Genomic DNA, 14,066 nt, shown 5'->3' on the forward strand with positions numbered 1-14,066 from the left:
TGCTCACCCCACTTTGTGAAGCCAGACGATCTGCTGGTCGTCGCCGGCGTGACGGAACGGCTCGAGCTCCTCGTCCCAGGCCGAGCCGAGCGCGACGTCGAGCTCGCGCTGCAGCTCGAAGGCGTCTCCGGCGGCGACCTCCATGGCGTACCGCACCCGGTCCTCGCCGATGACGACGTTGCCCGAGGCGTCGGTCTGGGCGTAGTGGATGCCGAGACCCGGCGTGTGCATCCACCGGCCGCCGTCGCTGCGCGGGGTGGGGTCCTCGCTCACCTCGAACCGCAGGTGCTCCCAGCCGCGGATGGCGCTGGCGAGGGCCGCGCCGGAGCCGACCGGGCCCTCCCAGTAGAACTCCGCACGGCGGCTGCCCGTGAGGACGGGCTGATCGGTCCAGTCGAAGTTGACGGCACGGCCGAGAGCGCGTCCCACCGCCCACTCGAGGTGGGGGCACAACGCGCGGGGCGCGGAGTGGATCAGGATCACTCCGCGCGAAGACGTGATCGCCATGGTTTCTCCTTCGTCAGGTACGTCTTCCCCTACGACCTGTGATGGAGCACGGCGAGTGTTCGGTTGTCCCGGCCATTATCGCCCGCGCATAACGAAATCACAACACTGTGATCCGCCGATGGGGGCCGCTCATCCGAACCACAGGGCCCAGTACAGGGCGAAGTTGCGATTGCCGTAGGCGGAGCAGGCGTCGCCGGTCCCCCAACGGGCGGCGAGGGCCGCAGGATTGGGCTGGTACGGCGTGTAGTTGTACAGCGCGGCGGTGGCTTCGTTCGTGATCTGGACGTCGGTGCCGCCGCACGCCGGGTCGGGTGAGAACGCGATGTAATGCGTCCCCGGCTGGCGCATGAAATCCGAGGCACTGTACGACTTGAGGTCGGTGGCACCCTGGGCGACCTGCTCGGCGAAGCCCGAGGCGCCCTGGTCGCAGGGGGCGTCGTCGGGGCAGCGCGCCCCCATCGCGGCCCCGAGCTGCTCATCGCTGGGTGCACGCGCGGCGCGGCCCGACACGAGGCTCTGCTCCTTCTGCAGCGTGACGAGCAGGACCTTGGCCGAGATGCCGCATGCGCGCTGCACGCGATCGATGAGCTCGGCGGCCGTCAGCTCCCCGCCGTCGAAACCGTCGCAGACGGTCTCGCCCGTGGCGGTCGAGACGACCGGTTCGCGCGGAGAGACCGTGAGGTTCAGTCGCGCGAGGCATCGGTCGGAGCGGCATCCGTCGACCTGATCGTCGAGGAACCGCTGGATCTGTGCGGCATCCATCGCATCGCCGTCGTAGAACGCCTCGTCGCTGATGAGGGTGCCCGGATCGAACCCCGAGAGATCGACCGCCTCGCGGCGAAGCTCGGTGTTCCACGCCGCGGTGAGCGAGAACAGCGGCGTGATCGCCAGAGCAAGAAGAGCGACCAGGACGGCTGCCACCGCGCCGAAGGCGAGACGGCGGCGACGCAGCTGGCGCTGACGAGCGGTGCGGCGGCGCCGCGATCGAGTCTTCGCCACCCCTCGATCGTGCCGCACCGCGCTGACCGCACGCTGCACGTCCGTGACGTGGCGCGTGGGTCAGCGCGGTGCTGCCGGCGTGAGCCGGTCGATGCGACGCGAGGCTGGCCGTCAGCGGGGCGGGTCGCCCGGCGCGGGTGCGACGGGCCGGCGCCGTTGCGGTGGCCGGACGCGGGTCAGCTGCCGGGGATCGGCGTCGGCTGGGCGCCGTCGGCCGGCGGGGTGGGGGCGGTGCCGTCCGCGGGCGGGGTGGGTGCGGTGCCGTCCGCCGGAGGGGTGGGCTTCTCGCCCGCGGCGGGCGGGGTGGGGGCCGTGCCGTCCGCGGGGGGCGTCGGCTTCTCACCGTCGCCGAGAGGACCCTTCGGCCCGTGACCGGCGGGTCCACCGCCGGGGCCGCACTCCGTCGGGGCTGAGCCGCCCTCGGGGGCGGCGGGCGGAGTCGCACCGTCCGCGGGCGGGGTGGGGGCGGTGCCGTCCGCGCCGGGCGTCGGAGCAGTGCCGTCGGCGGGGGCGCCGGTGGGGGTCGAACCGGGGGTGGGTGCCGAGCCGGGGCCGGTCGAGCCGCCGTCGGCGCTGGGGGCCGAGGTGGCCGCGGCGAGCGGGGTCGCGCCGTTCTGCGCGGCGAGGGCGGCGGTTCCGCCGGTCAGGCCCGCGGCGACGATCACGGCGCCGGCGATGAGCGCCGGTCCGCGCCACGAGCGGCGGCGGGGTTCGGGGGTCTCCTCGTGGCGAGGGATCGGCAGGGTGGGGTTGTCGTCGTTCATGTCTTCTTCCCGTGCCGGTGGCGGTCACCGGCTCTGAGACCAGATTTCGGGCCGGGACTGAAGCGAACCTGAAGCCGGGGGCACCCGGGCGTTCGCATACGCAAGCCATACTCCCCGTCCAGGAGTCGTCCGTATCGTCGGGCGGATGTCCTCTCCCGCACGCGTGCTCGTCCTCGATGACGACGAGACCATCCGCCTCGCCGTGACGACCGCACTGCGGGCCGACGGTTTCGTCGCCGAGGCGGCCCCCGACGGCACCGACCTGGACGAGCGGTTGCGCGCGTTCCGCCCCGACCTGGTGATCCTGGACTGGATGATGCCCGGGCCGAGCGGCATCCGGTTGCTCCCGGTGGTGCGCGAGGCGGGAGACGCGGCCGTCATCATGCTGACCGCGAGGGACGAGGTCGACGATCGGCTGCGCGGCTTCGCCGAGGGCGCCGACGACTACGTCGTCAAGCCGTTCACGATGGCGGAGCTCGTCGCGCGGTCCACCGCGGTGCTCCGCCGTCGCGGACGGCTCCCCCAGACCATCTCCGTGGGTGATCTCGTGGTGGACCCGAACGCGGCGACCGCGCACCGCGGTGGCGCGGCGCTCGATCTGACGGCGACGGAGTTCCGACTGCTGCACCTGCTGGCCGACAGTCGGGGGCGAACGCTGTCGAAGGCGCAGATCCTGACGCAGGTGTGGGGGTACGAGGACTACGACCCGAATCTGGTCGAGGTGCACCTGAGCGCCCTGCGCCGCAAGATGGAGCAGAACGGCCCACGTCTGATCCACACGGTGCGAGGGCTCGGGTACCGCCTGAGCGTCGCGCCGTGAGGGCGCGGGAGGCGACCGCGCCGCTGCGGTCGGGGTCGCTCCGGCGGCGGACGATCGTCGCGGTGCTCGCCGTGGTCGCGCTCCTGCTGGTCGTGCTGGCCGTCGTGGTGGACCTCGCCCTCGGGGCCCGCCTGCGCGGGCAGATCGAGGAACGGCTGCGCGATCGGGCCGCGGCGGCCGCCTCGCTGGTGGGCACCGTCGATGACGCCGACCTGGCGGAGCGTCTGTCGGATCAGGGTCTCGCCGTACGCATCGACAGCGCGGGCGGCGGGTCGGTGGTGGCAGGGCCGAGTCCGGATCAGCTGCGTGAGGGGCCTCCCGGCCCCGGAGGGCCCGGCCCCGGCGACCGATCGGAGCCCTCGCCGAGCGCCTCGACCAATGGGGTGGAGGTCGTGGCATCCGCCGTGTCGGGAGACGATCAGCTCGTCACGCTGAGCTCGACGCTGAGCGACGGATCGACGCTGACGCTCACCGCCTCGGCGGTGGGCGTCGGCGAGACCCTCGTCCAGGTGCGGTGGATCGTCGCGGTGTCGTCGGTGGGTGTGCTCGTGCTCGCGGCCGGGGCCGTCACCCTCGCGGTGCGACGGAGTCTGCAGCCCCTGGACCAGGTCTCGCGGGTGGCCCGGGCGATCGGCGCGGGCGAGCGGGAACGCCGGTTGCGGCCGACGCGCTCCGATACCGAGATCGGTCGCGTGGCCACGGCGCTGGACGACATGCTCGACGACGTCGTCGGGGCGGAGCACGCCGCGCGCGACGCCGAAGCCCGGCTGCGGGCGTTCCTGTCGGATGCCGCGCACGAGCTGCGCACCCCCGTGGCGGGCATCCGCGCGGCGGCCGAGACCCTCGTCCGCGCCGATCTCGAGGGCCCGGATCGCGAGGTCCTCGCCGCGCACGTCGCCCGCGAGGCGGCGCGGGCGTCGCGCCTGGTGGACGACCTGTTGACGATGGCCCGGGTCGACCGCGGCCTCGAACTCGTGCGCGCGCGGGCGGACCTGCGCGACCTGGTGCGGGCCGAGGCACGTCGGGTGCCACTGACCCACCCCTCGCTGACGGTGCGGGTCGACGTCCCCGACACCGTCATGCCCGTCGACGTCGATGTCGACCGCATCGCGCAGGTGCTGTCGAACCTCGTCGAGAACGCGGCTCGGGCGACCGCAGGACGCGGGACTGTCGCGCTGACCCTCGTCCGCGACACGGATGCCGGGACCGCGACGGTCCGCGTGACCGACGACGGGCCGGGGGTGCCGGCCGCCGAGCGCGAGCGCATCTTCGACCGGCTCGTGCGCCTGGACGAGGGGCGCGAGAAGGCGGGCGGCGTCGGGCTGGGACTGCCGATCGCCCGGGGGATCGCCCGCGCGCACGGCGGCGATGTGCGGTGCGTCCCCGTCCCGGTGGGCGCACGGTTCGACGTCACGCTGCCCGCGGGGTGACGCGGGCCGCGCCCGCCCGCGGCGCGACGTGGCCCGCCGACGGCGGACGGCCCGACGCGAGCGCCCACCGAGCGCGGGCGGCGCGAAGTCGGATCCGGCGACGGCCGGCGGCACGACGCGAGCGCCCGCCCTCGGCGGGGCGGTCGTCAGGACGCGGTTCGTCCGCTCGCGGTCTGACGCGTCGGCGTGGGCTGCGGCGCGATGCCCGCGGCGGTCAGCGTCAGACCGTCCGCACCGCTGGCGTCGTGCATCATCTGGTCGACGAGCGCGCGATCGATCGCGGGTTCGCGCCCCCCGTAGAACTGCATGACGAGCGCGTTCGAGGCGTGGATCCACAGGCTCGCCTGGCGAATCCCCTCGTTCACCGGCAGCTGGAGCATGAAGCCCTCGTTGCGGCGCAGCTTGTTCATCACGACGATGCGGAGATGGGTGAGGATGCGGTCGTCGATGTCGAACGATGCGCGGTCTCGATAGATGAGGCGTCCCACGGCGGGTCCTTTTCTGGCGCGTTGAAGCGTACCGGTAGAGCACGGGCGGGACCACGCTGGGAGGCGAGGCAATGCGGGGACCTCCAGTATCTCACTTCGGCGGCGCCGGCGGGGCCCTCACCGATATATCGGTGGAGCGGGGCGAATGCTCAGTTTCCGCGGCTTTCCGGGCGATATCGTCGAGGGGATCTGCGATCACCGACCCACGAGAGAGAACACCCGTGAGCCCCCACCGCACCTCTGCCTCCACCGATCAGGAGGGTCGATCTTCGAGCCCTTTCCAGGTGAGAGGGGGTGAGATCTGATGCTGGCTGCGGCCCTGACGCTTCTGTTGGGGATCATCGTGACCCTGGCGATCATCGTCGCCTGCGGATTCTTCGTCGCGCAGGAGTTCGCCTATATGTCCGTCGACCGCGCGCGCCTGGCCGCGCGGGCCGAGAAGGGCGACGCGCAGGCGAAGCGCGTTCTGGCCATCACCAAGCGGACGTCGTTCATGCTGTCCGGCGCACAGCTGGGCATCACCGTGACGGGACTGCTGATCGGCTACGTCGCCGAGCCCCTCATCGGCGAGTCGATCGGGACCCTGCTCGGCGGCGTCGGCGTCGACCCGGCGGTGTCGGTGCTCATCGGGACCGTGGGCGCGCTGCTGCTGGCGACCGTCGTCACGATGATCTTCGGCGAGCTGTACCCCAAGAACCTCGCCATCGCGAGCCCCGAGCCGCTGGCCCGGGCGTTGGCGGTGCCCACGCGCATCTACCTGCTGCTGTTCGGCTGGCTCATCACGGTGTTCGACGTGGCCGCGAACGCTCTGCTGCGCCTGCTGCGCATCGAGCCCCTCGAGGACGTCGACGAGAGCGCCACCGCGCGCGACCTCGAGGCCATCATCGAAGAGTCCCGCGTGAGCGGCGACCTGCCCGACGATCTGTCGATGATCATCGACCGCATACTCGACTTCCCCCAGCGCGATGTCGAGCACGCGATGGTCCCCCGCTCGCAGGTCGGTTCGCTCGCGCCCGACACCACCGTCGGCGAGGTGCGCGCGCTCATGGCGACAGGCCACACGCGCTACCCGGTCATCGGCGACGAGGACTCCCCCGTCGGTGTCGTGGAGCTCATCGACATCCTCCGCGAACAGCCCGCCGACGACGCGCCCGTGGCCGCCGTCATGCGCGCCGCGGTCGTCATCCCCACGTCGATGCTGCTGCCGGTCGCCCTCGACCGCATGCGCCGCTCGCGCAACGAGCTCGCGTGCGTCGTCGACGAGTACGGCAACTTCGACGGCATCCTGACCATCGAAGACCTCACCGAAGAGGTGATCGGAGAGCTGTCGGACGAGCACGACGCCGAGGTGACCGAGGTCGCCGCGGTCGGCGACGCCGCGTGGAGCGTGCCCGGCGACCTGCACCTCGACGAGCTGGAGCGTCTGATCGGCCACGACCTCGCCGAGAGCGACGTCGAGACGGTCGCGGGCCTGGTCATCGACGCGCACGGCGATCTGCCCCCCGTCGGCACCGTCGTCCGCATCGATCTGCCCGAGCGCCCGAGCGAGAGCGTCCAGGGCATGGACATCGAGCGCTGGCTCACCATCCAGGTGCGCGAGGTCGACCGCCACGTCCCCTCGCAGCTCGAGGTGCAGCTCGACGAGGTGGACCGGGATGCCGTGCCCGCCGGCGAAGACGGCGCACGCGACGAGGAGGTGGCCCGATGAACGGCTGGACCGTCGCCCTCATCACGACCGGCTTGATCATCGCGAGCGCGTTCTTCGTCATCGTCGAGTTCGCCCTGCTCGCCGCGCGTCGGCACCGGCTCGAAGAGCAGGCCGCGACCAGCGCCTCGGCCCGTGCCGCGTTGCGCGGAGTGAACGAGCTCACCGTCATGCTCGCTTTCGCGCAGCTGGGCATCACGGCCTGCACCTTCTTGCTGGGAGCGATCACCAAGCCGGCGATCGACTACGCCCTCGCGCCGGTCTTCGAGGCCTGGGGCCTGCCCTACGTGCTCGCCGACATCATCGCGTTCATGCTCGCGCTCATCGTGGTGACCTTCCTGCACCTGGTGATCGGCGAGATGGCCCCGAAGTCGTGGGCGATCGCGCACCCCGAGACGGCGGCGAAGGCCACCGGCATCCTGGCCCGCGCGCTCACCTGGCCGCTGCGTCCGTTCCTGCTCTGGATCAACCACATCGCGAACCGACTCGTGAAGGCGTCGGGCGTCGAACCCGTCGATAAGGCCGCCGCGGGCGGTCAGGACGCCGACACGATCCGCGAGCTCGTGGCGCACTCGCGCCAGGCGGGCACGCTCGAGCAGCAGTACTCCGAGCCGATCGCGCAGGCGATCGCGCTGGGGACCCTCACGGTCGGCGACATCGTGCGCACCGACCGACGCCCGACGGCGGTTCCCGCGGATGCCACGGTCGCCGACATCCAGGCGGTCGCCGCCTCGTCGACCCACCTGCGCATCCTCGTGGGGACGGGCGCCGCGTCTCGTGTCGCCCACGTGCGCGACACGCTCGCCGTCGCCCCGCAGACCCCCGCGCGCGACATCGCGCGAGAGCCGCTGATCCTCGCCCCCGATGCGTCGGCGTACGATGCGCTCGCCCGTATGCGTCGCGGTCGAGTGCAGCTGGCGACGGTGGTCGACGGCGACAGACTGCTCGGCGTCGTCACCCTGGACGATCTGCTGCGCGAGATCCTGCCGGGGCCGGAAGAGGTGGTCGTCGCCGCGCGGTGAGTCGCGGCATCCACTCCCCCTCATCCGCCCGCCGCCCGCGGGCACGCGCATCCGGCGCGGTCCCGTGGGCGGCGGGCGTTCGCGCTCGCGGAGACGGTGTGCGGGGACTGTCAAGCCGTCCGGAAGCCAGAGGGGCGCGGCGTACCGTCGCGTCCGTTCACCCCCTCTCTTTCGGTTAGGACTTCCATGAGCAAGATCTGGTTCATCACCGGCGCCTCCAAGGGCTTCGGCCGCGAGTGGGCCGAGGCGGCCCTCGAACGAGGCGACAGCGTCGCCGGCACCGCCCGCGATCTGGACGACGTCACCCAGCTGGTGGACGCCTACCCCGACACCTTCCTGCCCCTGCAGCTCGACGTGACCGACCACGCCGCCGACACGGCCACGGTCAAGGCCGCGCACGAGCGCTTCGGCCGGCTCGACGTCGTGATCAACAACGCCGGCTTCGGCCACTTCGGCATGGTCGAGGAGCTGGCCGAGGACGAGGTGCGGGCGCAGCTCGAGACCAACTTCTTCGGCGCGCTCTGGATCACCCAGGCCGCTCTGCCGATCATGCGGGCGCAGGGCTCGGGCCACATCATCCAGGTCTCGAGCATCGGCGGCATCAGCGCGTTCCCGTCCGTGGGCGTGTACCACGCGTCGAAGTGGGCCCTCGAGGGCCTCTCGCAGTCGCTCGCCCAGGAGGTCGCGGGATTCGGCATCCACGTCACCCTCATCGAACCCGGCGGCTACTCGACGGACTGGTCGGGACCGTCGGCGAAGCGCAGCGACGAGATCGAGGCCTACGCGGAGGTGCGCGAGCAGGCGTCGAAGCGTCCGTCCGCGGCGGACCCGGGAAAGCCCGAGGCCACCCGCTCCGCGATCCTCAAGGTGGTGGATGCCGACAACCCGCCGCTGCGCATCTTCTTCGGCAAGGCGCCCCTGGGCATCGCCGAGCGCGACTACGAGTCCCGTCTGCAGACCTGGCGCGAGTGGCAGCCCGTGTCCGAGGAGGCGCACGGCTCGTGACGGGGCCGTGCCTGCGCAAGGTGGGCTCAAGATCAGCGCAATCACCGCAAGATCGCGACCTGCGCCTCTAACCTGGCGAAGCGGACGACGCGTCGTCCCGCCCCTTCCCGGCTTCGGACCCGAAGCGCGGCCGGGAAGGGGACACCTCGCGGGCCGTGGCGCGCGCCCCCTCGCCGCCTGCTCAGAGAACGTACGCGTCCACGAGCAGCGCACCGCGGATGCTCCTCATCGCGTCGATCAGGCGGTCCAGCGTGCGACCGTTCCACGCCGACAGCTGCAGGTCGTTCGGCCCGAGCGGCTCGAGAGCACTCGTGCGCAGCCGGATGACCTCCCATCCCGCCGTGCGGAGAGCCCGATCCTTGCGGCGGTCCGCGATCTCGCGCTTTCCGACGTGCTCCAGTCCGTGGCGGCCGATCGTGTCGTACTCGACGGCGACGCGGAGTTCGGCGAAGACGAAGTCCGGCCACACCTCGAGATGCTGGAAGAACGGCTTGGCGACACGTACGGCGTTGAGCCCCTGGTCCAGCGAAAGGCGCTCGCGCAGGTCGGAGCGGATGCGATCCTCGACGGCCGACGCCGGAGCGGGCGCGCACGAAGAGGTGAAGGCCGTGCCCACGGGCACGTCGGGGGTTTTCGCGCAGAGTGGCGGCGCGGCTGGTCGGTGGCGCGGTCGCAGGACCGCGGCGGCCGTGACGGCCGGGGCATCGACCGACGCCCGCATCGGCAGCGCCACCGCCCGCCGGGGATTCGCCTGCTCGCTGCACTCGGGGCACCACGCGCTGCGGCGGCGCTCCCGGCCGGGGCGCAGCCTCTGCTCTTCGGGCGTCGCGGCGAACCGATGCCCCGCGTCGCACTGCCACAGCAGCAGGACGTCGGCCGCGGGCGGCACCTGGCTGAGCGCGATCCCCGCGTTGAGGTCGGGGTGGTACTGGCGGATGAGCGCGGGGTACGCCGCCCAGGCGTCTCGATACGCGCCCACGGCATAAGGCACGTCGAGTCCCTTCGACCACTGTCGTCGGGCCCACCAGGTCTGCACGCGTTCCGCCACGGCGGTGAAGCTAGCGTCGACCTCCGACATCGAGCGAGGCTCCGGGCTCGACCCGAGGCGATCACCGCCGCCAGCGCGGCCATGATCCGTGGGCGCGCCCGCATTGGACAACGGGTCGACCCGGTGATGGAGGTCTACGAGTCCGCGATGAACTCCGTGTCGTAGGGCGGGTGGGACTTGAACCCACGATCGTCGGGTTATGAGCCCGCTGCCTTGACCAGCTTGGCCACCGCCCCCAGCGATGACGAGCCTACCGGCATCCGGTTGTCCACACCGCGCTCCCTGCTCCACGAAGCCGCGAGGGGTGTGGTGAGGGTGTTCATGAGCTGACACGAGGGGGCCCCGTGGCGAGCGCCCGCGCGTTGGGGGAATGATGGGGATCAGCATGATTCGCACAGGACTGACCGTCGTCACCGTCGCTCTCGTGTTCGGGCTGACATCCTGCTACGGCGGGCCCAGTGCCGCCGACCGGGAGGCTCGCTTGACAGCTGCCCTCGAATCCGGAGGGAGCGGTGTCGTCGGCGCGAAGGCGGTCATCACGCCCTCTGCCGCGGGCGGTCTGACGGTGACGGTGCGGCTCTCGCCCGAGGGGGTGGAGCCGGGCGGGCGAGAGGTCGCCGCGACGACTCTCTCGCGTGTTCTCGACGTGACGGCCGACAACGCCGCAGACATCAGGGCCACGAGCCTGTATCTGTACGCGGAGGACCAAGCCGGCGACGACTTGTCCTTGCGCGACGCCGCGACGGATCTGGGGCTTCAGGAGTCGCTGAACGGGGACTCGCTGACGCTGGTGGCGGAGGAGTGGACGTCCTTCGCCGAAGAGTGACGGGCGCCTGCGCCCCCATGACGTGGCTGCCCCTCGCGTCAGGACGAGGAAGAGTCGTCGCGAGTCCCGACGACGACCGTCTCAGTTCACCCGCGGCTTCGCGCGCTTGCCGTCCGCGGTGACCTGCGGGTGGTGCTTCGTCAGCTGGATGACGCCCCAGGTCGCGATGGCGCCGGCGATGACGAAGCCGATGAGCGCCCACGCCGGGGCCGTCGACGCCTCACCGAGCACCAGCAGGCCGATGAGCACCGCGACGATCGGGTCGATCACGGTGAGGCCCGCGATGACGAGGTCGGGCGGGCCGACCGAGTACGCGGTCTGCACGAAGTACGCGCCGACCGCGACCGCCGCGAGGAGCGCGACCAGGCACAGCAGCGTCAGCCACTCGAAGTCGCCCGCCTGCGCGCGGCTGATGACCACCTTGGCCAGTGTCGCGACGAAGCCGTAGATGACACCCGCGGCCATGATGTAGAACAGCGCCTGCGCGCGACGGCGGACGAGGATCCAGAAGACCCCGAACACGATGACGACGACCGCCAGGATGCCGAGGATGATCAGCAGTTCGCGTTCGGTGATCACGTGCTCGGTGGCGAAGAACGCCGCGATCGTGACGAACACGAGGATGCCGCCGACGCACAGCGCGATCGCGACGAGGGACTGCCGCGTCGGTTTGTGACGCGAGACGCGGGCGTTCAGCACGGTGGTGATGACGAGGGCGATCGCCCCCAGCGGCTGGACGAGGATCAGCGGCGCCACCGACAGGGCGGACAGCTGGCACACGATCGCCAATCCGAGCATGACCGTTCCGGCCACCCAGGACGGGCGCGTCAGCAGCGAGGTGAGCTGCGAGCGTGAGAGGCCGCCGGTGGTCTTGCCGCCCGACAGGCGTTCGACTTTCTGCACGCCGCGGTGCTGGTACTGCGCGCCGAACGACATGAACACGGCACCGAGAAGGGCCAGCGGGATGCCGAGCAGGATGCGCGGGTCGCGGAACACACCGACGAGCTGGTCGATTCCGTCGCTGAGGGTGGCATCGAGCGGAGTCACCCCTCGACGATAACCGCAGCCCCGCTGGATAGGCTGGAGACGTGGCCGTACTCCCGATCCGCATCATGGGCGATCCCGTGTTGCACGCTCCCGCTGCCCGCGTCGACGAGATCACCGACGAGGTGCGTCAGCTCGTCGCCGACATGTTCGAGACGATGGACGCCGCTCCCGGCGTCGGTCTCGCCGCCCCGCAGGTGGGCGTGGGGCTGCGCATCTTCACGTACACCTACGAGGACGACGAGGGTCAGCCGTGGCGCGGCGTCGTCATCAACCCCGAGCTGTGGATCCGCCCGCTCGAGCCCGGCTACCCCGACCCGGATGAAGAGAGCGAGGGGTGCCTGTCGTTCCCCGGCGAGCGCTTTGCGCTGCGTCGTTCCGAAGCGGCGCTGCTGACAGGCACCGATCTCGAGGGTCACGCGGTGCGCATCGAGGTGACGGGGTGGCGTGCGCGGATCCTGCAGCACGAGTTCGACCACCTCGACGGTGTCCTGTACGTCGATCGTCTGGACGACGAGGATGCGCGGGTCGTGGCCAAGATCGCGAAGAAGCGCAAGTGGGGCAAGCCGGGAGCCTCGTGGATGCCGGGGGTCGACGACATCGACGCGTGAGCGTCGTCACGGGTGCGGCGCCGGGGCGCGGCATCCGGAACCGTTCCGGCTCAGCCCTCGATGATGTTGGGGGCGAAGCGGCAGTAGTAGTCGGTGATGGGTCCGTCGGACTCGCGGATGCCGACCCCGTACGCCTCGTCGTCGACGACCCACGACCCCAGGACGGGGTGGTTGCTCCCCCGCGCGCCGGGGAAGTCGGGCAGCTCGTGGTACTGCTGCCAGACGCGTTCGCGTCCGAGTCCCTCGCGGCGGTACTCCTGCCCGTTCGAGGTGACCGTGCCGTCGGCGCGGTGGACGCGGATGCCGTCGCCCTCGCGGCCGAAGACGGGTTTGACGACGAAGTCGCTCATGCCGTTCGGGCCGTCGGCGTAGGCCGGCAGCAGGTTGGGGTGACCGGGGTACAGGCGCCACAGGGCGACGAGCAGCAGTTTGTTGGACAGCAGCATCTTCCACGCCGGCTCGTACCAATGGCCGAAGAGCCCGCGGCCGGCGATGAGCAGCGCGCCGAACTCCTGGTCGCCGGTGACCCGGTCCTCTCCCGAGACGAGGTCCTCCCAGGGGTAGAGCTTGAAGAGGTTGCGGATGACGGGGAACTGCGTGCCCGGTTCGTCGCCGGGCAGGGCGGCGATGCTGCGGGACGAGCCCCACGGCTCGGGGACGCCCACGAACTGGCGGGCTCCGTGGTGCCAGCCGATGTCCTTCATCTCGATGCCGGTGTGCTCCCACCCGGCCTCGGCGGCGAGGTCGCGCATGTAGGCGACGGTGTCCCAGTCCTCGCCGTAGGTGTCGGCATCCGAGTGGGCCACGAACAACCGCCCGCCCTCGCCCTCGTTCAGCGAGCGGTGCAGCAGGGTGCGCCACCGGGCGACCAGGGCCTCGTGCAGACCGTTCCACTGGTCGGTGCCGGCCGGCACGGCGCCGCTGGCGATACGGTCCTGCAGCCACATCCACTGCGTCACCGACGCCTCGATGAGGCCGGTGGGGGTGTCGGCGTTGTACTCGAGCATCTTGGCCGGTGAGCCGTCTCCGGCGTAGGCCAGGTCGAAGCGCGCGTAGACGTCGGGTTCGGCCTGCTCGAGCGACCACTGCGCGAACTCGAACGCCCGCGGGGGCAGTCCGAGGGTGCCGAGTTCGCCCGTGGCGAGGTATCGCGCCGCTTCGCGACTCATGCGGTGCAGCTCTTCGGTCTCGCGCTCGAGCTGCTCGACCTCGGGCAGGGTGAAGACGTAGGCGGCGCCGTCGTTCCAGTACTCCACCGCCGAGCCGTCGTCGCGGACGGAGCGCGAGTAGATCAGACCCGACTGCTTGATCGTGCGCTCCCAGTCGGGGCGCGGGTCCATCTCGATCCGGTGCATCAGCCGCCGAAGCCTCCGCCCGAACCCGACCCGCCGAAGCCGCCGCGCGACACGCTGTCGCCGCTGCTCGAGATGCCCTTCGCCGCGGTGCGGCCGGATGGCAGCGTGTCGGTTCCACCCGATACGGGCTGACCGACGGCGGGGATCGTCCGGCTGCTCGTACCCAGGGGGAGGAAGTACCACCCGGCTCCCCCGCCGTGGTTGTTGCAGTCGTCGTCGGGCAGACGCTTCTCGGTGGCGTTGTCGCGGCAGATCTGCGCGTAGTCCTCGGAGACGTTCGTCCCCTGCCCGCAGCCGGTGAGCGTCGCGGCGAGCGCGGCGACCACGCCGACGGTGACGGTGCGGGAGGCGCGGCGGCGCGCGTGCGGATGCATGGGGGTTCTCCTCGGGGATGCCGGTTCGTCGGCTCCTCGGCGATGCTCTCACACCCGGGTGGCCGCGG

General features: G+C 71.5%; 15 protein-coding genes and 1 tRNA gene. 7 read left to right on the forward strand and 9 right to left on the reverse strand.

What is annotated here, in order from left to right:
* Window positions 1–3 precede the first annotated feature (3 nt).
* The 3 genes from DC432_RS10205 to DC432_RS10215 all read right to left on the reverse strand — a co-directional run bounded on the left by DC432_RS10205 (window position 4) and on the right by DC432_RS10215 (window position 2,270).
* Window positions 4–507: a DUF3145 domain-containing protein gene (locus DC432_RS10205; protein ID WP_108320047.1), complete on the reverse strand. Its 504-nt coding sequence runs from the start codon at window positions 505–507 to the stop codon at window positions 4–6.
* 129 nt (window positions 508–636) lie between these two features.
* A complete protein-coding gene (locus DC432_RS10210) occupies window positions 637–1,506 on the reverse strand; it encodes a hemagglutinin (protein ID WP_116537804.1) in 870 nt (289 codons plus the stop codon).
* A 176-nt stretch (window positions 1,507–1,682) separates the two neighbouring features.
* Window positions 1,683–2,270, reverse strand: coding sequence for a hypothetical protein (locus tag DC432_RS10215; protein ID WP_116537805.1), 588 nt, complete (start codon window positions 2,268–2,270; stop codon window positions 1,683–1,685).
* A 145-nt stretch (window positions 2,271–2,415) separates the two neighbouring features.
* Between DC432_RS10215 and DC432_RS10220 the strand changes: the two genes are divergently transcribed.
* The gene (locus tag DC432_RS10220) at window positions 2,416–3,090 is read left to right on the forward strand and encodes a response regulator transcription factor (protein ID WP_116537806.1); all 675 of its coding nucleotides are present in this window, start codon (window positions 2,416–2,418) and stop codon (window positions 3,088–3,090) included.
* Complete coding sequence (locus tag DC432_RS10225; protein WP_165801242.1) at window positions 3,087–4,520, forward strand: sensor histidine kinase; 1,434 nt, start codon at window positions 3,087–3,089, stop codon at window positions 4,518–4,520. Before DC432_RS10220 ends, DC432_RS10225 begins: the two co-directional genes overlap by 4 nt.
* Window positions 4,521–4,666: 146 nt before the next feature.
* Here the strand turns inward: DC432_RS10225 and DC432_RS10230 are convergent, their stop codons facing one another.
* Window positions 4,667–5,008 carry an ATP-dependent DNA ligase gene (locus tag DC432_RS10230; protein ID WP_207770799.1) on the reverse strand — a complete coding sequence of 114 codons (342 nt, stop codon included), beginning with the start codon at window positions 5,006–5,008 and terminating at the stop codon, window positions 4,667–4,669.
* Window positions 5,009–5,312: 304 nt separating this feature from the next.
* Here DC432_RS10230 and DC432_RS10235 point away from each other — a divergent pair, with 304 nt between their 5' ends.
* The 3 genes from DC432_RS10235 (at window position 5,313) to DC432_RS10245 (ending at window position 8,740) form a co-directional block, all read left to right on the forward strand.
* A complete protein-coding gene (locus DC432_RS10235; RefSeq protein WP_116537807.1) occupies window positions 5,313–6,716 on the forward strand; it encodes a hemolysin family protein in 1,404 nt (467 codons plus the stop codon).
* Window positions 6,713–7,735, forward strand: coding sequence for a CNNM domain-containing protein (locus DC432_RS10240; protein WP_116537808.1), 1,023 nt, complete (start codon window positions 6,713–6,715; stop codon window positions 7,733–7,735). Before DC432_RS10235 ends, DC432_RS10240 begins: the two co-directional genes overlap by 4 nt.
* A 186-nt stretch (window positions 7,736–7,921) precedes the next feature.
* On the forward strand, window positions 7,922–8,740 hold the full coding sequence (locus DC432_RS10245; protein ID WP_116537809.1) for an SDR family oxidoreductase: 819 nt from the start codon (window positions 7,922–7,924) through the stop codon (window positions 8,738–8,740).
* A 181-nt stretch (window positions 8,741–8,921) separates the two neighbouring features.
* Here the strand turns inward: DC432_RS10245 and DC432_RS10250 are convergent, their stop codons facing one another.
* Together DC432_RS10250 and DC432_RS10255 are read right to left on the reverse strand one after the other, a co-directional pair.
* Window positions 8,922–9,818, reverse strand: a complete 897-nt coding sequence (locus DC432_RS10250) for a zinc-ribbon domain-containing protein (protein ID WP_207770800.1) — start codon at window positions 9,816–9,818, stop codon at window positions 8,922–8,924.
* Window positions 9,819–9,950: 132 nt separating this feature from the next.
* A tRNA-Ile gene (locus DC432_RS10255) sits at window positions 9,951–10,024 on the reverse strand.
* 134 nt (window positions 10,025–10,158) lie between these two features.
* Here DC432_RS10255 and DC432_RS10260 point away from each other — a divergent pair.
* Window positions 10,159–10,614 carry a hypothetical protein gene (locus DC432_RS10260; RefSeq protein ID WP_116537810.1) on the forward strand — a complete coding sequence of 152 codons (456 nt, stop codon included), beginning with the start codon at window positions 10,159–10,161 and terminating at the stop codon, window positions 10,612–10,614.
* A gap of 81 nt (window positions 10,615–10,695) precedes the next feature.
* Here the strand turns inward: DC432_RS10260 and DC432_RS10265 are convergent, their stop codons facing one another.
* A complete protein-coding gene (locus DC432_RS10265) occupies window positions 10,696–11,661 on the reverse strand; it encodes a DMT family transporter (protein ID WP_243393094.1) in 966 nt (321 codons plus the stop codon).
* 41 nt (window positions 11,662–11,702) lie between these two features.
* On the opposite strand from DC432_RS10265, the gene def reads away from it, so the two are divergent.
* Window positions 11,703–12,269 carry a peptide deformylase gene (gene def / locus DC432_RS10270; RefSeq protein ID WP_116537811.1) on the forward strand — a complete coding sequence of 189 codons (567 nt, stop codon included), beginning with the start codon at window positions 11,703–11,705 and terminating at the stop codon, window positions 12,267–12,269.
* Window positions 12,270–12,319: 50 nt separating this feature from the next.
* On the opposite strand, the gene DC432_RS10275 is transcribed toward def, so the two are convergent.
* Both DC432_RS10275 and DC432_RS10280 read right to left on the reverse strand, forming a co-directional pair.
* Window positions 12,320–13,624, reverse strand: a complete 1,305-nt coding sequence (locus DC432_RS10275; protein WP_116537812.1) for a glutathionylspermidine synthase family protein — start codon at window positions 13,622–13,624, stop codon at window positions 12,320–12,322.
* Window positions 13,624–13,998, reverse strand: a complete 375-nt coding sequence (locus DC432_RS10280) for a tRNA-dihydrouridine synthase (protein WP_116537813.1) — start codon at window positions 13,996–13,998, stop codon at window positions 13,624–13,626. Before DC432_RS10280 ends, DC432_RS10275 begins: the two co-directional genes overlap by 1 nt.
* Window positions 13,999–14,066 lie beyond the last annotated feature (68 nt).

Source organism: Microbacterium testaceum, from assembly GCF_003075375.1.
Lineage (GTDB): Bacteria > Actinomycetota > Actinomycetes > Actinomycetales > Microbacteriaceae > Microbacterium > Microbacterium testaceum_E.